The 17,740-nt window shown below is 66.7% G+C and carries 19 protein-coding genes; 7 read left to right on the top strand and 12 right to left on the bottom strand.

From position 1 onward, the window contains the following. The 4 genes from ACAM49_RS07525 to ACAM49_RS07510 all read right to left on the bottom strand — a co-directional run bounded on the left by ACAM49_RS07525 (position 1) and on the right by ACAM49_RS07510 (position 4,746). On the bottom strand, positions 1-2,535 hold the full coding sequence (locus ACAM49_RS07525) for a hypothetical protein (protein ID WP_369634718.1): 2,535 nt from the start codon (positions 2,533-2,535) through the stop codon (positions 1-3). After that, positions 2,535-2,846 carry a hypothetical protein gene (locus tag ACAM49_RS07520; protein WP_051180049.1) on the bottom strand — a complete coding sequence of 104 codons (312 nt, stop codon included), beginning with the start codon at positions 2,844-2,846 and terminating at the stop codon, positions 2,535-2,537. Before ACAM49_RS07520 ends, ACAM49_RS07525 begins: the two co-directional genes overlap by 1 nt. Positions 2,847-2,968: 122 nt before the next feature. Continuing rightward, positions 2,969-4,441: a sodium:solute symporter gene (locus ACAM49_RS07515; protein ID WP_040815968.1), complete on the bottom strand. Its 1,473-nt coding sequence runs from the start codon at positions 4,439-4,441 to the stop codon at positions 2,969-2,971. After that, positions 4,438-4,746 (bottom strand): DUF3311 domain-containing protein, encoded by a 309-nt coding sequence (locus ACAM49_RS07510; protein WP_369634717.1) that lies wholly within the window; start codon positions 4,744-4,746, stop codon positions 4,438-4,440. Before ACAM49_RS07510 ends, ACAM49_RS07515 begins: the two co-directional genes overlap by 4 nt. Positions 4,747-5,174: 428 nt before the next feature. Between ACAM49_RS07510 and ACAM49_RS07505 the strand changes: the two genes are divergently transcribed. After that, entirely contained in the window at positions 5,175-5,603 is a 429-nt protein-coding gene (locus tag ACAM49_RS07505; RefSeq protein WP_369634716.1) for a hypothetical protein, read from the top strand. 2 nt (positions 5,604-5,605) lie between these two features. Then, a complete protein-coding gene (locus ACAM49_RS07500) occupies positions 5,606-6,595 on the top strand; it encodes an exonuclease domain-containing protein (protein ID WP_369634715.1) in 990 nt (329 codons plus the stop codon). 45 nt (positions 6,596-6,640) lie between these two features. On the opposite strand, the gene ACAM49_RS07495 is transcribed toward ACAM49_RS07500, so the two are convergent. Both ACAM49_RS07495 and ACAM49_RS07490 read right to left on the bottom strand, forming a co-directional pair. Continuing rightward, the gene (locus ACAM49_RS07495) at positions 6,641-6,940 is read right to left on the bottom strand and encodes a hypothetical protein (protein ID WP_369634714.1); all 300 of its coding nucleotides are present in this window, start codon (positions 6,938-6,940) and stop codon (positions 6,641-6,643) included. Beyond that, entirely contained in the window at positions 6,934-7,191 is a 258-nt protein-coding gene (locus tag ACAM49_RS07490) for a hypothetical protein (protein ID WP_369634713.1), read from the bottom strand. Before ACAM49_RS07490 ends, ACAM49_RS07495 begins: the two co-directional genes overlap by 7 nt. Before the next feature lie 201 nt (positions 7,192-7,392). Here ACAM49_RS07490 and gcvT point away from each other — a divergent pair, with 201 nt between their 5' ends. Further along, a complete protein-coding gene (gcvT, locus tag ACAM49_RS07485; RefSeq protein ID WP_369634712.1) occupies positions 7,393-8,493 on the top strand; it encodes a glycine cleavage system aminomethyltransferase GcvT in 1,101 nt (366 codons plus the stop codon). 107 nt (positions 8,494-8,600) lie between these two features. Here the strand turns inward: gcvT and ACAM49_RS07480 are convergent, their stop codons facing one another. Beyond that, on the bottom strand, positions 8,601-9,437 hold the full coding sequence (locus ACAM49_RS07480) for a hypothetical protein (RefSeq protein WP_369634711.1): 837 nt from the start codon (positions 9,435-9,437) through the stop codon (positions 8,601-8,603). 113 nt (positions 9,438-9,550) lie between these two features. Between ACAM49_RS07480 and ACAM49_RS07475 the strand changes: the two genes are divergently transcribed. Continuing rightward, positions 9,551-10,651, top strand: a complete 1,101-nt coding sequence (locus tag ACAM49_RS07475; RefSeq protein ID WP_369634710.1) for a branched-chain amino acid aminotransferase — start codon at positions 9,551-9,553, stop codon at positions 10,649-10,651. Between the two features lie 173 nt (positions 10,652-10,824). On the opposite strand, the gene ACAM49_RS07470 is transcribed toward ACAM49_RS07475, so the two are convergent. From ACAM49_RS07470 to ACAM49_RS07460, 3 genes are all read right to left on the bottom strand, one after another. After that, positions 10,825-11,541, bottom strand: a complete 717-nt coding sequence (locus ACAM49_RS07470) for an MBL fold metallo-hydrolase (RefSeq protein ID WP_369634709.1) — start codon at positions 11,539-11,541, stop codon at positions 10,825-10,827. Positions 11,542-11,745: 204 nt separating this feature from the next. Beyond that, positions 11,746-12,717, bottom strand: coding sequence for a carbohydrate kinase family protein (locus ACAM49_RS07465; protein ID WP_369634708.1), 972 nt, complete (start codon positions 12,715-12,717; stop codon positions 11,746-11,748). Positions 12,718-12,962: 245 nt separating this feature from the next. Then, positions 12,963-13,313 (bottom strand): iron-sulfur cluster assembly accessory protein, encoded by a 351-nt coding sequence (locus tag ACAM49_RS07460; RefSeq protein WP_040815950.1) that lies wholly within the window; start codon positions 13,311-13,313, stop codon positions 12,963-12,965. Positions 13,314-13,531: 218 nt separating this feature from the next. Between ACAM49_RS07460 and ACAM49_RS07455 the strand changes: the two genes are divergently transcribed. Next, positions 13,532-14,179 (top strand): DUF3043 domain-containing protein, encoded by a 648-nt coding sequence (locus ACAM49_RS07455; RefSeq protein WP_369634707.1) that lies wholly within the window; start codon positions 13,532-13,534, stop codon positions 14,177-14,179. 77 nt (positions 14,180-14,256) lie between these two features. Here ACAM49_RS07455 and ACAM49_RS07450 read toward each other — a convergent pair whose 3' ends face one another. Beyond that, positions 14,257-14,487 carry a hypothetical protein gene (locus ACAM49_RS07450; RefSeq protein WP_369634706.1) on the bottom strand — a complete coding sequence of 77 codons (231 nt, stop codon included), beginning with the start codon at positions 14,485-14,487 and terminating at the stop codon, positions 14,257-14,259. Continuing rightward, positions 14,484-14,606 carry a hypothetical protein gene (locus tag ACAM49_RS07445; RefSeq protein ID WP_369634705.1) on the bottom strand — a complete coding sequence of 41 codons (123 nt, stop codon included), beginning with the start codon at positions 14,604-14,606 and terminating at the stop codon, positions 14,484-14,486. Before ACAM49_RS07445 ends, ACAM49_RS07450 begins: the two co-directional genes overlap by 4 nt. An 86-nt stretch (positions 14,607-14,692) precedes the next feature. On the opposite strand from ACAM49_RS07445, the gene ACAM49_RS07440 reads away from it, so the two are divergent. Beyond that, a complete protein-coding gene (locus ACAM49_RS07440; protein ID WP_369634704.1) occupies positions 14,693-15,658 on the top strand; it encodes a helix-turn-helix domain-containing protein in 966 nt (321 codons plus the stop codon). A 75-nt stretch (positions 15,659-15,733) separates the two neighbouring features. Then, positions 15,734-17,587 (top strand): nicotinate-nucleotide--dimethylbenzimidazole phosphoribosyltransferase, encoded by a 1,854-nt coding sequence (gene cobT, locus ACAM49_RS07435; RefSeq protein ID WP_369634703.1) that lies wholly within the window; start codon positions 15,734-15,736, stop codon positions 17,585-17,587. The last annotated feature ends 153 nt before the right edge of the window (positions 17,588-17,740 follow it).

Here is a 17,740-nt window from a genome sequence, read left to right as displayed (position 1 = left end):
TCACTTCTCCTTGCCGTACAGGATGACGGACAGGCTGGTACCGCTTCGGCCAATGCCCTGGAGGACCTCGATCCCATGGGTCTGGTTGTAATCGGTCAGGAATTGCGCGAATCCCTCTGAGTCGAGATACGCCTGCACAGCATCGCGCTGGGGTTGGGTCAACGATTGGCCAACGTCGAGGGGGCGTCCTGTATCGGGATCGACCAACGCAGGAGGTAGTCGTCCTGAGTCGTGGCTGGCATCGAGCAGTTCGTGCCGAAAATGCCGGATACCCGCATCGTTGATCTCCGTGGCATCCGGATATTGGACTTCCATCTTCTGGGGCTCGGGGACGAACTTGCTGATCAAGCTTTCCGTGACCTTATCGGCCAGCACGTCGGAGACCTTCGAGCTGACGTCGCCACCTGGGGTGAACTCCAGTGAGCTCTGTCCCAGCTTGGCCACGATCTCGGCAGCGGCCTTCTTCTTTTCGTATATCTCCTGCATCTTGCTGTTGTATTCGTGAATGTTGTTGGTGTCCTGGTAAGTCAGCGCATTTTGTTCGGCATTGGTGAACCGGCCGTCCAGGCTTGCCAGTTGTTGCAGCGAGGACTTTGCGTATTCGCCGGGAGGCATGTCGTGCTGAGCGAAAGCCTCATTCAGGATGTGGGATTCGTAGCTTTGCCTGGCGACTTCCAACGTCAACCGGCCCTGATCTGATTGGCTCGCCAGGAACAGCAGACGGTTGGCGTCGGTCACCTGGAGTTGGGCTTCGCCGACCTCAGGCAGGTAGGCAGTCTTCGGGATGTTCGTCGCGTCGACGTAAGCGTCGATATTCGAGCCCATTACATTCGCCAGAGCACGGGATAGTTCGGGGTTCGCGGTGAAACTCTGGGCAGTCTTTCCGAACTTCTCCGGGTCGAGACCGCCGCCGCTACGGTTCACTGGTGGTTGGTCGCCGTGATGGGCAGGGTCTTCCAGCGGTGCGAGAATCCCGGGTAGTCGTGTGAGCGATTCACGCGCGTGCAGTGCTTGCAGGGTGGGCTTGCCGTCAGGGCCGACATCGTGGGAATCGGAACCGATCCAGTCGATCATCTGGCCGGCGGCCGTGCCGCCGTCAGCCCATTTGTGCTGGAGCAGCGTTGTCGCCATTTGGGGGTCGTACTGTGAGAAGCTCTGGCCCGGAACGCCTTTGCCGAACAGTTCGTCGCTGCCGTGGCCGGTGATCATGGCGTAGGAGGCTTCGTGATTGCGGGCTCCGACACTCAGAAAGTCCTGGGCGCTGCGGTTGGCGTTCCTGACCCAGTCCGACTCTTCCAGATTGACGTCACCGTACGGCGCGTAGCCGCCGTGGTCGGCGATCCACGCCTGGTGTGCGGCTTGGCGTTCCAGCTCGACACCCATGCGTTGGCCTGGGATGTAGCTCGGGTCGCCGCTATTGAGGAAGCGGCCGAACTTGGCCATGTCCTCGGTGTAGTCGAACAGGGCGTGGCGGTCGTCGATGGGGCCTTTACCGAAAAGGACCGCGCGGTAGTCGTCGGGGAGGTCACGTGTGTTGGAGTTCGGTGCGCCGGCGAAATTCGGTCGGGTGCCGATCATTTCGCGGACTTCGGAGTTGAGCTTGTTCCAGCCGCCGCGGTCGGCCACCTGTCCGTCGGGGCCACGCGTGACGACGTTCTCGTTGGACAGGGTCATCATGTTGTTGACGAGCTCCTGCCGCAGTTGCAGGGCTTGCGGGGATCCGTTGGCCTGCAACGATTCCGAGAGCTTCCATAGGCCGTCGCGACCGGCTTTGTCGTAGAAGCCCGATAGGCAGTCCATCGTCGACTGCGGGACGGTGATCTGCCCGCCCTTGGCCAGGACCTCCAATTGGTCAGAGGGAAGGCCCATTCCGGCTAGTCGATCCGCGAGCTGCACGATCTTGTCGTCGGCGAGCTTCCCATCGGCGACGTCTGCCCCGTCCTTGCGTCCGAGCTCGGCCGGGTCGACCGAGGTCAACGCCGGTGTATCGATTCCCTTGCCGAGTTGATCACCGCGGATCTGGACTTCGTTCGCGGCGTTGGTGATTCCCGCGATCACCTCGCCGACCGCTGTCATCAAGGCCGACTTCGCGGTGTCGATCAGGCCTTGATGATGGTCGATCCGCTCCTTGATCTTCTTCTTGTCCTGATCGGTGTAGTCGCTGGCGGTGTATGGATTGGCGTGCACCTTCCAGCCGTCATCGACGGTGAGCCCGACAGGACATTCGCCGTCGTGCTCGGCGTCGGACACCCGTCCGAGCAGGATGCGGCGTTCGTCCGAGAGCCGGCTGTCCGCCGTGCGCAGCGCGGCGGAGATGTCACGGATTTCCTGGGAGAGTTTGCGGCCCTCGGCGCGTTCTTCGGCGAATCGGTCGTAGGCGGCGAGATAGGCCTTGCCCTGCCAGTCGGTCCCCTGGAACTGGGTCAGGCTGCGATCCAGCTGGTCCTCGTAACTGGTGGTCTTGGCGTCGAGCTCGCCAGCCCATTGACTGAGCTTCTCGGGCTTCCAGCCCTCGACTTCCTTTCGGCTCGGCATCAGACGCCCTCTCCGGTATGGAAGAAGTGCATCTGCTCGAGCCGGTTCTTGAACTCGGTGTCGGTGACCTTGATGTCGTCAGCGCACTGGTTCACGATGCTGGCCAGCTTGCGCATGCGTTCCGCGATGCGCAGCCATGCGCCTTCTGTGTATCCGCCAGCCTGCGAGCATGCCGCGCCGATGGGAATCCCGGGAAGTGCGTCGCCGATCGTGTCGGCGGTGGTGCGCACGTCCAGGTTGTCGATCTCATCGCCGACAGAGGTCACTGTGGTGGCGAGTGTCTTCAGTTGGTCGATATCGGCCTGGAACATGTGTTCACCCTCCCCTTTGGGTCTCCAGCAACCTTCTGGTCATGAGCCTAGTTGGGTTCAGGAATTGCCCGAGATCTGCATCTTGTCAGATAGGAGGGCTTGAGAGAGGGCTTGGGTGGTGCTTACACCTGCTCTATTGAAGAAATGATCGCTGTGGGCGAATGGTCGGCACTGGGACGTGCCGTGGAGATTGCGCCTGCGACGATCAGGTTTGCCGCCAGCGCGAAGATGCCGCCATTGACTCCGAAAAGCGGGTCGTTGCCGGTGGCGTGGAGAAGGAGGACCGCCGCTCCGCCGGTCAGGAGCCCGGCACCCACGCCGAGCGCGGTCAGACGTCGCCAGTACAGGCCGAGGAGGACCGCCGGAACCAGTTGGGCAATGCCCTCGTAGGAGAGGACGGAGAGGTTGACCAGGAGTTTGGGGTAGAGGAGGGCTCCGGCTAGGGCGATTGCGCCGACGAGGAGGCCGATGAGCTGGGAGGCTTGGCGTTGGCGGGAATCGGAGGCGCCGCCCCCGCGGAGGCCGCCGCCGAGGATGGTTCGGCCACAGAGTGTGCCGATGGCAACCAGGAAGACGCTCATGGGGACGATCGCTGACAGGGCTCCTGCGATTCCGATCAGGGCTACGACCGGGGGCGGGAGGGAGTCGGTTACGAGGGTAAAGAGGGCTAGGTCAGGGTTGTGGAGGGTTGGGGCGGCGAAGAGGGCGGCGGCGCCGATGAGGATGGGGACCAGGAGGAGGACCTGGTACCAGGGGAGGAGGATTGAGTTGCGGCGGAGGGCGTTTGGGGATTTGGCGGAGAGGTAGCCGGCGACTGTGGTGGGGAAGACACAGATGGTGATGGCGTTCAGGATGATCGTGGAGATGAACCAGGAGGCGCCGAAGGTGCCGCCGCCTGCGCCGGGGAAGGTCAGCCATTGCGGCTTTTCGGTGACGAGGCGGTTCAGGAGTTCGGCGGGGCCGTGGAAGTAGTGCCAGGGGAGGTAGATGGCGAGGATGGCTATCGAGAGGACGGCGAGGCTGTCCTTGAGGACGCTTACCCAGGCTGAGCCGCGGAGGCCGGAGGTCAGGATGAAGGTCTCGGCGACGAGGAATGAGATGACCGCGGCGGTTTTCAGGTTGATGGCGCCATAGGACATGGCGTTGACGACCACGCCCATGCCCTGGATCTGCAGCTGCACATAGGGAACCAGGAAGATCGTGCAGATCAGGGCGACGGCTATGCCCAAAGGCCTTGAGCGGAAACGGTGTTCGGCGATATCCGCGATCGACACCAGATGGTGTCGCGCGCAATAGGTCCAGAGCGCGGGCGCCACCAGATAAGCGACGGCCAATCCGGTGCTGAGGTACGCGATCAGATAGAAGATCGGAACGCCGTAGCGGTAGGACCAACCGGCCGCGCCGAGAAACGAGAAGCTCGTGTAGCTCTCGCCCGCCATCAACACCAAGACGAACAGCGTGCCCAGTCCGCGTTCGGTGATCGACCACTCGGACATGGATCGGGCCCGGCCACGTGCCGAGAGTATGCCGATCGCGACGGTAGCAACCATGGCGATCGCGAAGAGGCTGACGGCGACCGTCGCACGGCCCGTCATCGAAGGTCCTCGGGGAGATCCACGGATGCTCCGCCAGGGGAATCATCGGCGGGGACGAATTCCACAGCGCCGGAACGATATGCGGGATCGAAATGAGCCGCGAGCCAGATCAATGGTCCGGTCAGAACCGTCGCAGCGATGAGGTACGCGATCAGGAATGGGATGCCGAGGATGCGCGGTTCGATGCGGTTCGCGACGAACGGAGCGAGGCAGAAGAGGATGCCGGGGATCGCGAGGAGCAGCAGGGCTGGGCCGCGCCGATGTAGCGGCGCGGCGACCGGGGCCGTCGATTCCGAGTTGGACATGGATCCTCCGGGTGGGCGGTCGCTGTCTTTGCGAACTATTCCACGGGCGCGAGCAAGATCGTTGGTCCGGCGCGCGGTGGGGTGGATCCGGCAGGCGGTGGGGTGGATCAAAGAGCGTGGTGAAGGATCGGGCAAACCCGGCGGTTGGAATTGTTTGGGCGCGTTGGGAATTGGGGTGGGGTTCGCGGGGAGTTTGTCGGTGGGATGCTCTAACGTGGCCGGGTATCTGTTCGCCTCGACTGTGGAGCGTTATGGCTGCCTCGTCCGGTCTTCATTCCGTTGCGGTGCTCGGCTCGGCCGGGGATCGGCTGGTTATCTGGCACGTGAATGTGGGGGTGGCGCTGGGGGAGTCGCGGCTATCGGGCGCTTGGGTACTGGAGCGGTCGCGAGGCATGGAGATTGAGAGTCTCACAGGGCGATTCCCTGTCGTGCCGACCGACGGCGTCCAGGTCTCGTCCTCGGGCGAGGTCCAGGTCTCGCGAACCGATGAGGTCGAAGGTGCGTCGACCGATGAGGTCCTGGTCGAGGCGAAGGGGGTCGTCGAACTCGAGGCCACGGTCGAAACAGTGCGTGGCGCGGTCGAATCCGCGGATCGGAAGTTCGATGAGCAGGATGCCGCCGGTGGGAAGTTCATTCGCCCACGGTGGCCGGTGGTTGTGTCGCCGACCGAGGTGTCGCTGACCGATTCGCAGGTCGATGTGGTCGACGATCACATCCGCCCGGTGCTCACCCTCGCCCGGGGGCTCGCGGATCTGGCCGATGCCTGGGCGGCCTTCGAATCCCTGCGGCTGGCTCGAGGCTTCCTGGTCGAGCTCGGTGGTCCCGTCGCGCGGCCGTTGCCGCTTGCGGTGCGGTGAGCATGGCGGGACTGTCGTTCGCCGCAATCGATGTCGAGACCGCCAATTCCGCCAGGGGCAGTATCTGCGCGGTCGGCGTCACCGTCGTGCGCGACGGGAGGCGCGAGGAGACTGCATCGTGGCTGTGCCGCCCGCCTGCGGGGCTGGACTTCTTCAACTGGCACAACATTCGCGTGCACGGGATCTCGGCAGCGATGGTCGCCGACCAACCCTGCTTCGCCGAACGCTTTCCGGAGGTGGTCGCGACGGTCGGCGATTTGCCGCTCATCGCCCACAACGCCGGGTTCGACAGCGGCGCGATCCGGGAAGCCTGCGCCCGCAGCGGAATCCAAGCACCCGCATGGGATTTCAGTTGCAGCCTGTCCCTGGCCCGCCGCCACCTGAATCTCGACAGCTACCGTCTGCCGCACGTCGCGGCCGCCCTAGGAATCGACTTCACCAACCACCACGACGCGGCCGCCGATGCCGCGGCGGCCGCCGACATCGTGATCGCCCTGGCCGAACGGTCCGGTGTCGATTCACTGGCGGCACTCGAACGCCTGGTGGTCGATCGGCCACTGCGGACGGAACCGGTCCGCGCCGCATCCGGAATGGCTCGCGCCCAGCCCGAGCCAAGGGAGCGGCCGCGCCGATCCTGGTTCGGACACGAGGAATTGATCATCCCCACCGTGACCGGCACCGACCCCACGCACCCGCTGCACGGCGAAATCATCGTGTTCACAGGCGATCTCACGGCCATGAAACGCCAGGATGCCTGGAACGCGATAGCCGCCCACGGCGCGACCCCGGCCCGGAACGTCACCCGGCGAACCACCGGCCTGGTCATCGGCGACGGCTTCCAGGGCGCCGATCCCGCCAAATTCACAACATCGAAGGCCCGCCGCGTGGTCGAGCTGCGGGCACGCGGGCAGCGAATCGAGGTGATGGACGAAGCCGGATTCCTCGCTTGTCTCGGCCCAATCGAGGCGACCGCCCAGGCTCACAGCCTCTGAACATATTGCGAGGTCCCGGCCTGCTCGGTAAGAGGATCGACCGTGCTATCGGAGCAGATGGTCCCTGAACCACGTTGCTGCCATCAGAGCGAGCGCAATCGCCAGAACGCTGACGAAGGTGACGGCCAATCCCGTACCGGCCTGACGGGCTCGGCCGCCGATGGCCCACAGAATGGCGATCAGCACGAGCTCCGCTAGGTACCAGAGCAACAGCAGGAAGTATCCGAAGGCCATCGTGAACAACGTTGTCACGTTGACGAATCCGCCGACGCCCGCGAAGAGGAACGACATCTCGCCGAACCAGCCGCCGCGGCGCTCGGTGTCGTCGACGGGTGGAGTCACCATACGATTCCCGCCTCGCTGTAGAGCAACATGTCGAAAACCGTTGCGGCGCACCATGCTCCGGTGGTCACCAGTGCGGCCTTCGCGACCGCGTGCCGGAGACCGCTGGACCGGGGATACAGCAAAGCCGCGGTCACCGCGCTGACCGCAGTGGTGATCAGAAATGCGCGCAGGGGAAAATCGGGGCGATCGAGGTCGATGACAGCGACGCTCGTGACGAAGAGCAGCGCTTGAAGTACCAGCAGTGCTGCCACGCTCCAGGTCGCGGCGACCCAGAGAGGTTCGCTTGTCGATGGTGGTTCAGACAACGGATCACTTCTCCCCGCGAGTGCCGCAAACTTTGAGCAGACGCTACCGGAGTCATGGTGAAGCGCGCGGAGCCGCTCACGCGGATCGCGGGAGCGGATCCGGTTCCGGAGTCAACCGAATGGCGGCGGACCGATAAGCTGCTTCGGGTGACCGACGAGAAACTGCTGCAGGGACCTATCCACGCTGTTCATGTCGAGCTGGGAGCCAGCTTCGCACCGTTCGGGGGGTGGGAGATGCCGGTTTCGTATGCGGGGACCGTCGGTGAGCACACGGCGGTGCGCACCACTGTGGGGCTGTTCGACGTCAGCCACCTAGGGAAGGCGACCGTCAAGGGGCCGGGGGCGGCCGCCTTTGTGAACTCGGCGCTCACCAATGATCTGAACCGGATTCGCCCCGGCAAGGCGCAGTACACGCTGTGCTGCACGCCGGAGGGTGGCGTGATCGATGACCTCATCGCCTACTACGTCAGCGATGACGAGATCTTCCTCGTGCCGAATGCCGCGAACACCGCGACCGTGGTGGCGGAGCTGCAGAAGGTCGCGCCCGAGGGCATCACCATCACCGACGAGCACCGCGGCTACGCGGTCTTCGCTGTGCAGGGGCCGCGGTCGGCGGAGGTGCTGGCCAAGCTCGGCCTGCCGACCGACATGGAATACATGGCTTACGAGGATGCCGAGTGGGACGGGCGGCCGGTTCGCGTGTGCCGCACCGGATACACCGGTGAGCACGGCTACGAATTACTGCCTCGCTGGGAGGATGCCGAGGCTGTGTTCCGCGCGCTGGTCGCCGAGGTGCAGGCGGCCGATGGCCAGCCCGCCGGGCTTGGCGCGCGCGACACCCTCCGCACCGAGATGGGCTACCCGCTGCACGGACACGAACTGTCCCTGGACATTTCGCCGCTGCAGGCGCGCACCGGATGGGCCGTCGGCTGGAAGAAGCCTGAGTTCTGGGGCAAGTCAGCCCTCGAAGCCGAGAAGGCCGCCGGTCCGCGCCGTATCCTGCTGGGGCTCAAGGCGATCGACAAGGGCGTCCTGCGTCAGGGCCAGACCGTGATGCGCGGTGACGACCGGGTCGGCGAAACCACCTCCGGCACTTTCTCGCCCAGCCTCAAGGTCGGCATCGCCCTGGCGCTCCTCGACACCGCCGCGGGCATCGAGCCCGGCGACCAGGTCGAGGTCGACGTGCGCGGCCGTCGCCTCCGCTGCGAGGTCATCCGCCCGCCCTTCGTCGAAACCCGCACGGCCTAACCGGAATTAGATGGCCTAACGGGAAGCCGGGCCTGACCGGAATCCGCTATGAACCTGAACGCCGCCGACGGGGCGACCCCGTCGGCGGCGTTCGTCGTCGGGCAGACTCAGCCGCACCAGGTGCCGACGACGTCGTTGTCCTGCTTGCAGTCGTCGAGTTTGAGGCCCGCGGGGCGGAGGGTGGTGAGGATCTGGCGGAGGGTGTCGTCGGTGGCCGCGCCGTCGACGGCCTGGTCGGCGTAGATGACCATGACGACGGACTGGCCCTTGTTGCCCGCTATCGCGAGGGCGTGGACGACACCTGAAGCCGGGTGGGAGCAGTCGGCGTCGCCGGGGTTGGTGAGGGTTGCGGTGACGTGGGCGGCGGGTTTGCCTTGGACGGTGAGGGTTTCGGCGCCGCTGACCGTGTAGGTGTAGTTGGGGCGGTCGTCGTTCATCGCGACGACCGTCGCCCAGTTCTTGGCGACGTCGGTGGCCGCGACGGAGAGATCGCCGAGCTTCGAACCCGTCACGCCCGCGATGGCTCGGGAATGGTGGCCGTCGCAGGCCTTGGGCTGGAGTTCGGCCGCGCCGCTCATGACCACGCGGTTACTGCCGCTCTCGAAGCCGACGACGGTCGTGGGGGTCGGGACCGTCCAGTCCTGCGGGACGTCGTACACGGCGTTGCGGGAGATCGAGTACGCGCTCTGCCAGCCCGGCGTCACCGCCGCGATGGCCGGCTTCGGCGCGGAGGTTGTGGTCGTCGGGAGCGGCTTGGTCCGGGTCGCTGTGTCCTGGAACCCGTATTGGTCTGCGGGAAGCGCGGTTCCGGTCACCGTGTGCGCCGGTGCCAGCGCCGCGACCACCAGAATGGCGACCAGTCCGAGCACGCTCACCGCGATCAGCGCGATCACCAGCGGCCGGGAGGAACGGGGCGGCTTGGACGTCGGATACTCCGGGTACACGCCGTCCACCCTATCCAGGCCCGTAGACCGCGGCCGGTTACCGAGCAGCACTCGCCGGGCGAGAAGGGTATCCCGCACCGGCGTGTCGAGGGCGGCGAATTAGACTCCAGGTCATGACACTTGCCGCGCAGTTCACCCGTGTCCCGCATCCCGCGCCGCTATCGGCGCAGCGGCGGCAGGAGATTCTCGCGGAGCCCGGATTCGGGCGTTTCTTCACCGACCACATGGTGTCGCTGGATTACGTGGACGGGCAGTGGACCAACGGCCGCGTCGAACCCTACGGGCCGCTGGCCATGGACCCGGCCACCATGGTGTTCCACTACGGTCAGGCCATCTTCGAGGGCCTGAAGGCCTACCGTCAGGCCGACGGCAGCATCGCCACCTTCCGCGTGGACGCGAACGCCGCGCGTTTCCGCCGCTCGGCGGCGCGCATGGCGATGGCGCAGCTGCCCGACGAGCTGTTCATCGAATCCATCCGCCAGCTGCTCGAGGTCGACGCCGACTGGGTGCCCGCGGCGGGCGGTGAAGACGCGCTCTACCTGCGCCCGTTCATGTTCTCCACCGAGGTCGGCCTGGGTGTTAAGCCCGCCGCCAGCTACAAGTACCTGCTGCTCGGCGGTCCGGCCGGCGCGTACTTCCCGCGCGGGCTGAAGCCGGTCAAGGTGTGGCTGTCCACCGAATACGTGCGCGCGGCGCCCGGCGGTACCGGCGAGGCCAAGGTCGCGGGCAACTACGCCGCCTCGCTGCTGGCTCAGCAGCAGGCCGCCGAGAAGGGCTGCGACCAGGTGGTCTGGCTCGACGCCTGCGAGCACCGCTACGTCGAGGAGATGGGCACCAACAACCTGTTCTTCGTCTTCGGCAGCGGCTCCGACGCCCGCCTGGTGACGCCGGAGCTCTCCGGCTCCCTGCTCCCGGGCATCACCCGCGACTCGCTCATCACCCTGGCCGCCGACTCCGGCTACAAGGTCGAGGAGCGCAAGATCTCGGTCGCCGAATGGCGCAAGGGCGTCGAAACCGGTGAGATCACCGAGGTTTTCGGCTGCGGCACCGCGGCCGTCGTCATCCCGGTCGGCTCGGTCCGCTCCGCCGAGGGCGAATTCACCATCGGCAATGGCGAACCCGGCGAGGTCACCATGGCCCTGCGCGACACCCTCACGGGCATCCAGCGCGGCACCTTCGCCGACAACCACGGCTGGCTCCGCACAATGGTCTGACCAATGCACCAAAAACGCCCGCACCGAACGGATTCGGGGCGGGCGTCTTGCTGTCGGGGCTGCCACGTCGCCGCCGTAGCCTCGGCCGCGCTCCGAATCGCTGAGTGGCACACCAGGGTGGGGGAAACGGGCAAATCCCCTCGCTGGTGTGCCACTCAACGGAGTGGCCGCTGTCAGCTCGGCATGAACATGTGCCACTGCTCCAGCGTTTGGGGGCGCATGACGTAGTTGTGGTCGCGGATGTGGGAGAGGCTGGCGCTGGGCTCTTCCGAGTACCAGTGGCCGGGGAAGACGGTCGGGTTCGACTTCAAGTCCGAGAGGTAGCGCAGGCTGCGGAACATCGCGTCGGAGTCGCCGCCGGGGAAGTCGGTGCGGCCGCAGCCGTCGACGAACAGCGTGTCGCCCGCGATCAGCCGATCCTCGAACAGGAAGCACTGACTACCCGGCGTGTGCCCCGGCGTGTGCAGCAGCTCGATCTCGAACCCGCCGACCGCCACCTTGTCCCCATGCGCATGCCCGGTCAGCTCACTGGGCGCGATCCCGGTGACATTCGCGACCCACGGCAACTCCTCGTTGTTGACGTGCACCGCCACATCGGTCTTCTCGAGCAGCTCTTTCACGCCCCGCAGCGTGAACCCCATCATCGACCCGCCCACATGATCGGGATGGTGATGCGTAGCCAGCACCCCGGTCAACCGCATCCCATCGCCCTCGGCGATCTCGACCAACTGCCCCGCCTCATAGGCCGGATCCACGACCACGCATTCCCCACTGTCCCGATCCCCGATCAGGTAGGCGAAGTTACGCATCTGCGTCGCGATCGGATCGCCCACGGCCCAGTCACGGCCGGAGAGCAGCTGGCGAAAGTACAAACGGTCGTCGGAGGCCATGCCCCACAGCGTATTGCGCGCGATGTATCTCCCTACACCCGACCGGCAACGAAAACCGAACCCCACCCGACGAAACCAAGCATCCGCATCCGAATCAAATGTCCGAAAACGCTCCCTGGCCAGTGGTTATTGCCAGGCCGTAAGAGCGAATCGGCCCGCCGCTCGAATGAGCGGCAGGCCGATTCGGGTTGGGCTCGCTGAGGGTCAGCGGTTGGTGAGGATGGGCTCGATTTCGGCGGCTACCTCGGGGCCGTAGGCGTCGCGGAGACGCTTCATGGCTACGTCGTGGTCGAGGGTCCAGTCTTGGGGGCCAACGGTTTCCAGGACGAGGACGGCGATCAGGGAGCCGAGCTGGGCGGAGCGCTCCAACGACAGGCCGGCGGACTGGCCGGTGAGGAAGCCGGCGCGGAAGGCGTCGCCTACGCCGGTGGGGTCGACCTTGGCGATGTCGGGGACCACGTCGACGTGGAGTTCGGTGCCGTCGCGGTCGACGATCTTGGCGCCCTTGGAGCCGAGGGTGGTGACGCGGATGCCTACGCGCTCACCGATTTCCGCCTCGGACAGGCCGGTCTTCTGGAGGAGGATGCCCCACTCGTATTCGTTGGAGAACAGGTAGTCGGCGCCGTCGATGAGGCGCAGCGCGGTTTCGCCGTCGATGAAGGCCAGCTGCTGGGAGGGGTCGGCGGCGAAGGGGATGCCCGCGGTGCGGCACTGGTCGGTGTGGCGGAGCATGGCTTCGGGGTCATCGGCGCCGATCAGGACCAGCTCCAGCTCGCGGCCGAGCTGGGTGATGTCGATGTCGCGGGCCTCGGCCATGGCGCCGGGGTAGAAGGAGGCGATCTGCGCCATGGTCTCGTCGGTGGTGCAGACGAAGCGCGCGGTGTGCAGGTCGGCGGAGACGCGCACGGCCGAGCAGTCGACGCCGTTGTCCTCCAACCACTTCCGGTAGTCGCCCCAGTCCTGGCCGACCGCGCCGACGAGCAGGGGGGTCTGGCCGAGCAGGCCCATCGCGTAGCTGATGTTGCCCGCGACGCCGCCCTTGCGGATCACGAGGTCGTCGACGAGGAAGCTGAGCGACACGTGGTGGAGCTGGTCGGCCAGCAGCACATCGGAGAACTTGCCCGGAAAACGCATGAGGTGGTCGGTCGCGATGGACGCGGACACGGCGATGGTCACGAGATTCCTTCAGTGACGAGCGCTGCGCACACCTGCATGCGGGACGCCAACGCGGGGGCCGGTGGATGGGGGAGGCGAACCGAAAAGGGCTCGCATTTAAGAAAATAACACTGTCCGAGACGCATTAACCCCACTCGCGGGCGCTTTTGGCGGTTCAGTTCCGAAAACTCTCCGCGGGGTCGGGTCCGGACACACAGCAGCGCGGAACATCCGGTCAGCGGATGTTCCGCGCTGTGCGGGCTAGCTCAGTTGAAGCTGTCGCCGCAGGCGCAGGAGCCGGTGGCGTTGGGGTTGTCGATGGTGAAACCCTGCTTCTCGATGGTGTCGACGAAGTCGATCGAGGCGCCCTGGATGTAGGGGGCGCTCATGCGGTCGACCGCGAGCTTGACGCCGTTGAACTCCACGACCAGGTCGCCGTCGAGGGTGCGGTCGTCGAAGAAGAGCTGGTAGCGCAGGCCCGCGCAGCCACCGGGCTGGACGGCGATGCGCAGCGCCAGATCGTCGCGGCCTTCCTGATCCAGCAGCGCCTTGGCCTTGAGGGCGGCGGCTTCGGTCAGAGTCGCACCGTGAGTGGTGGTCTCGTTCTCAACAGTCATGAACTCTCCTAAGGGACCTGTTTTCAACCCGTGAAGGCGCACGGCTCGATGCCTGTCAACACCAGTCGGCGGGCGACTATTCCCCATCCTACGCGGCACTTATTCGCCGGAACGGCCAGGTTGCGCAGTCGCTGACAGATTGCCGGCGAGGTGTGCGACACAACAAACGGGCGGACCGGGATTTTCCGGGAAACGTGCCATCGAATAGCCTGGTCGGCGTGAAGTTCCTGCGCCGTGGCGAGCCCACTCCCACCTCCGACAGCTCCAGCGTCGAAACCGATGCCGCGGTGGCGGAAAAGACCGTCACCCTCGGTAAGGGTCGTCCCACCCCCAAGCGACGCGAGGCCGAGGGTCGCAAGCGCGGCCCGGTCGCGCCCGCCCCGAAGACCGCCAAGGAGGCTCGGGCGCGCCGCAAGGAGCTGCGCGGGACCAAGGCGGAGCGCAAGTCGGATTCGGCCGAGCGCCGCGCCGCCGCGCAGGATCGCCGCGCCCGCATGCTCGCCGGTGAGGAGCAGTACCTGCTGCCGCGCGACAAGGGCAAGGTCAAGGGGTATGTCCGGGACATCGTGGACGCGCGCCGCAATCTGCTCGGGCTGTTCATGCCGCTGGCGCTGGTGCTGATTCTCAGCATGATCCTCTCGCCCGCGCTGCAGGCGATCGTGACGCTGGCCATGCTGGTGATGATGCTGTTCATGATCATCGAGGGCATCGTGCTCGGGCGCATCGTGAACAAGCGGGTCCGGGAGCGCTTCCCGGACACCACCGATTCCTCGTTCTCGCTGGGCTGGTACGCCTTCGTGCGCGCCTCGCAGGTGCGCCGGATGCGTGCGCCGAAGCCGCGGGTGAACGCGGGCGACGCGGTCTAGAACCACGGGCCGTCCAAGACGGCCGGAAGCTGTGCCCTGACGGGCGGATTCGAACCACTGCGGGTTCGGGCCGCCCGTCAGCCGTGTTCGCGGTAGGTGGACATGGCGCGGATCTCGAGTGCCACGCGGTCGCGGTCGCGATCGAGGACATCGCTGGATCCGGCGAATCCCCAGCTGTTTTCACGGTGGAACGGAACCGCCCGGCCGGCCGCGGCGAGCAGGGCGACGAATCGACGGAACATGGTGACTGCTTCGGAGGTGCCGGTCGCGGTCTGGAAGTGGCCGTGCCCGGAGGTGATGGTGGTCATGCGTGGGCCTCGCCCTCATCGGTGGGATCGGTGGTGTCTCCGGCCATGAGGCCGAAGGTCATGGTGCCGAGCGCCGTCATGACGGTTCCGGCTGCGACGATTGCGGACAGTGCTTGCATGGCAGTAAGTTTTCTATAGAGAACATACCGTCAACAGTGGCAGTTCTGACATAGTTCGCAAATATTCGGCCAGATGGGATCGGAACATGCTCTCGAAGGTCGCCGTGGTCCTCAACGACCACCTCGCCATGTTCGAATTCGGCGTCGTCTGTGAGGTTTTCGGTCTCGACCGGACCGCCGACGGGCTGCCCGCCTTCGACTTCCGGGTCTGCGGGATCGAGCCCGGGAAACCGCTCATCTCCAGCTCACCGGGCATTCACGTGACGCCCGAATACGGGCTCGAGGAGCTGCGCGACGCGGATCTGGTTGCCATTCCGGCGTTTCCGATCTACGCCGACAATCCCTTCGACCAGCGCATGATCGACGCGGTGCGCGATGCCGCCGAGCGCGGGGCCACGGTGTTGACGGTGTGCTCGGGCGCGTTCCTCGCCGGTGCGGCCGGACTGCTCGACGGGCGCAAATGCACCACGCACTGGCGATATGTCGACCTGCTGGCGGAGAAGTTCCCGCAGGCCACCGTGGATCCGGACGTGCTGTTCGTGGACGAGGGCAACCTCATCACCAGCGCCGGCACGGCCGCGGGCATCGACGCCGCGCTGCATCTGGTGCGGCGCGAACTCGGCAGCAGCGTCGCCAATGCCATCGCGCGGCGCATGGTGGTGCCGCCGCAGCGCGACGGCGGGCAGCGGCAGTTCATCGAACGGCCCGTCGTGGACTGCGACTCCGACAGCCTCAGCGAGACCTTGCACTGGATGGGCGAGAACCTCGAACTGCCGCACACCGTCGAGGCGCTGGCCGCGCGCACCTCGATGTCCACCCGCACCTTCGCGCGCCGCTTCGCCGCCGAGACCGGCACGACACCGGTGAAATGGCTGACCGGCCAGCGCGTCCTGCTCGCCAAACAACTCCTCGAAGACACCGACCTGGACCTCGAATCCCTCGCCCACCGTTGCGGCTTCGGCTCCGGCGCACTCCTACGCCACCACTTCCAGCGCGTCGTCGGCATCGCCCCGGTCGAATACCGCCGCCGCTTCGGCGTGCGCGCGTCCTGAGGCGGCGCTTCGCTGGGGACGGGAATGCCCGTGCCGACTCCGCCGGAGTAATGGGGCAATTGATACCGTGCTGACGTGTCGCACAGTGCTCAGACAACCGATCGGCCGTTGCGGACCCTGGTGCTCGGTGGCGCCCGGTCCGGGAAGTCGGCCTTCGCGGAACAGCTGGCCGGGTCGGAGGCGGTGCGGTACGTGGCGACCGCGGTGGCCGATCCCGCCGACGCCGACTTCGCCGAACGCATTGCGGCGCACCGGGCCCGGCGGCCCGCTAGCTGGACGATCGTGGAGGGGGATCTGGTCGCTGCGCTGCGTGAGGCAGCGCCCGTCACCCTGGTCGATGACCTCGGTACGTGGCTGACCGCGCGGCTCGATGCTCGCGGGGCGTGGGAGTCGCCGCGCGGGACATTGAGCCCGGAGATGGACACCCTCGTCACGGCTGTCGACCACTACCGCGAGCGGCTGATAATCGTCAGCCCCGAGGTCGGACTGGGCGTCATCCCCGGCACCGCGTCCGGCCGCCTCTTCCGTGACGAGATCGGCACCCTGAACCAGCGCCTCGCCGACGTCTGCGACGAGGTCTTCCTCGTCGTCGCCGGGCACGCCCTCCAGATCAAGCCCGACCGCGCCGCCGCCTCGGCCGCCGCGCTTACCGATGCGGCCACGAGTTCCGCGGCCGCGGTGGCGACTTCGGCCGCTCCGGTCGACGCCGCGACGGATCAGGCTGCGGTGCAGCCGGTTCCGGCCTCGGCGGCCGTAGTGGACGCCGCCGCCGGGCTGGGCATGACCGCCGCCGGGGCGATGACGGCCGCTGCGCTGGAAGCCGAGTCGGCCGTGAGTGAGTCACCGCGGCTCACCAAGCCGGTGCGGATTTCGTTCGGGCCGGTGCCCGGGCCGGATGCTGGGGTGCGGGCGGCTGCTGAGGAGCGGCAGTTGCAGTTGACCAAGCCCGGTGGGGCGTTGGGGCGGTTGGAGAAGCTGGCTAATTGGGTGGCGGCTTGTCAGGGGGTTTGTCCGCCCAAGCAGTTCGAGCGGGCTCGGGTTGTGGTGTTCGCGGGGGATCACGGGGTGGCTCGGCACGGGGTGTCGGCGTATCCCAGTGAGGTGACCGGGCAGATGGTTGCCAATTTCCGCAATGGTGGGGCTGCGGTGAATGTGCTGGCGCGGTTGGCCGATGCCAGTGTGCGGGTGGAAGACATTGCGGTGGAAGGGGATACCGCGCCGGAGATCTCGCGGCACAAGGTGCGGCGGTCCAGCGGGTCCATCGACCGCGAGGACGCCATGAGCGAGGCCGAGGTTCAGGCGGCGCTGGCGGCCGGGGCGGCCATCGCCGACGAGGAAATCGATTCCGGCGCGGACCTTCTCATCGCCGGTGACATGGGCATCGGCAACACCACGCCCGCCACCGTGCTGATCGCGTCCATCACCGACACCGAACCGGTGATCGCCGTGGGCCGCGGCACCGGTGTCGACGATGCCGGTTGGATCCGCAAGACCGCCGCCATCCGCGACGCCATGTGGCGGGCGCGCCCGGTCGTCAAGGACCCGGTTGCCTTGCTGCGCACCGCTTCCGGCGCGGACTTCGCCGCCATGGCGGGCTTCCTGGCCCGCGCCGCGGCCCGCCGCACCCCGGTCATCCTCGACGGCGTCGTGGTCACCGCCGCCGCCCTGGTCGCCGATCAGCTCGCCCCCGGCGCCCGCGCCTGGTGGGTCTCGGGCCACCGCTCCAGCGAGCCCTCCCACGCCATCGCCCTGCAGCGCCTCGACCTCGAGCCGCTCGTCGACATGGGCATGCGCCTGGGCGAGGGCTCCGGCGCGCTCGCGGCCCTGCCGCTGCTCCGCGCGGCCGTCGCCACCCTCGCCGAAATGGCCACCTTCGCCGAAGCGGGCGTCAGCACCGCCGACGCCCCCGCCGAATCGGCCGGTGCCTAGCACAGCCAGCTCCGTGCCGCCGCGCCTCGCCCAGCGAGATGCGGCGGCGGGCAGCTTCGTTCGGGTCCGGCGCGGCCGGGTGGTGGCGTGAACGGGATACGGTTGGCGGTCTCGTGGTTGACCGTGTTGCCGGTGCGGGGTCCGGATGAGGTG

The organism is Nocardia sp. JMUB6875 (genome assembly GCF_041154655.1).
GTDB lineage: Bacteria > Actinomycetota > Actinomycetes > Mycobacteriales > Mycobacteriaceae > Nocardia.
This window is presented reverse-complemented; position numbering and strand designations above follow the sequence as displayed.

Bases quoted from the DNA above. Each gene is read 5' to 3' on its own strand.
- ACAM49_RS07525 (WP_369634718.1), bottom strand. From the start codon at position 2,535: ATGCCGAGCCGAAAGGAAGTCGAGGGCTGGAAGCCCGAGAAGCTCAGT.
- ACAM49_RS07520 (WP_051180049.1), bottom strand. From the start codon at position 2,846: ATGTTCCAGGCCGATATCGACCAACTGAAGACACTCGCCACCACAGTG.
- ACAM49_RS07515 (WP_040815968.1), bottom strand. From the start codon at position 4,441: ATGACGGGCCGTGCGACGGTCGCCGTCAGCCTCTTCGCGATCGCCATG.
- ACAM49_RS07510 (WP_369634717.1), bottom strand. From the start codon at position 4,746: ATGTCCAACTCGGAATCGACGGCCCCGGTCGCCGCGCCGCTACATCGG.
- ACAM49_RS07500 (WP_369634715.1), top strand. From the start codon at position 5,606: ATGGCGGGACTGTCGTTCGCCGCAATCGATGTCGAGACCGCCAATTCC.
- ACAM49_RS07495 (WP_369634714.1), bottom strand. From the start codon at position 6,940: ATGGTGACTCCACCCGTCGACGACACCGAGCGCCGCGGCGGCTGGTTC.
- ACAM49_RS07475 (WP_369634710.1), top strand. From the start codon at position 9,551: ATGACACTTGCCGCGCAGTTCACCCGTGTCCCGCATCCCGCGCCGCTA.
- ACAM49_RS07470 (WP_369634709.1), bottom strand. From the start codon at position 11,541: ATGGCCTCCGACGACCGTTTGTACTTTCGCCAGCTGCTCTCCGGCCGT.
- ACAM49_RS07460 (WP_040815950.1), bottom strand. From the start codon at position 13,313: ATGACTGTTGAGAACGAGACCACCACTCACGGTGCGACTCTGACCGAA.
- ACAM49_RS07450 (WP_369634706.1), bottom strand. From the start codon at position 14,487: ATGACCACCATCACCTCCGGGCACGGCCACTTCCAGACCGCGACCGGC.
- ACAM49_RS07445 (WP_369634705.1), bottom strand. From the start codon at position 14,606: ATGCAAGCACTGTCCGCAATCGTCGCAGCCGGAACCGTCATGACGGCG.
- ACAM49_RS07440 (WP_369634704.1), top strand. From the start codon at position 14,693: ATGCTCTCGAAGGTCGCCGTGGTCCTCAACGACCACCTCGCCATGTTC.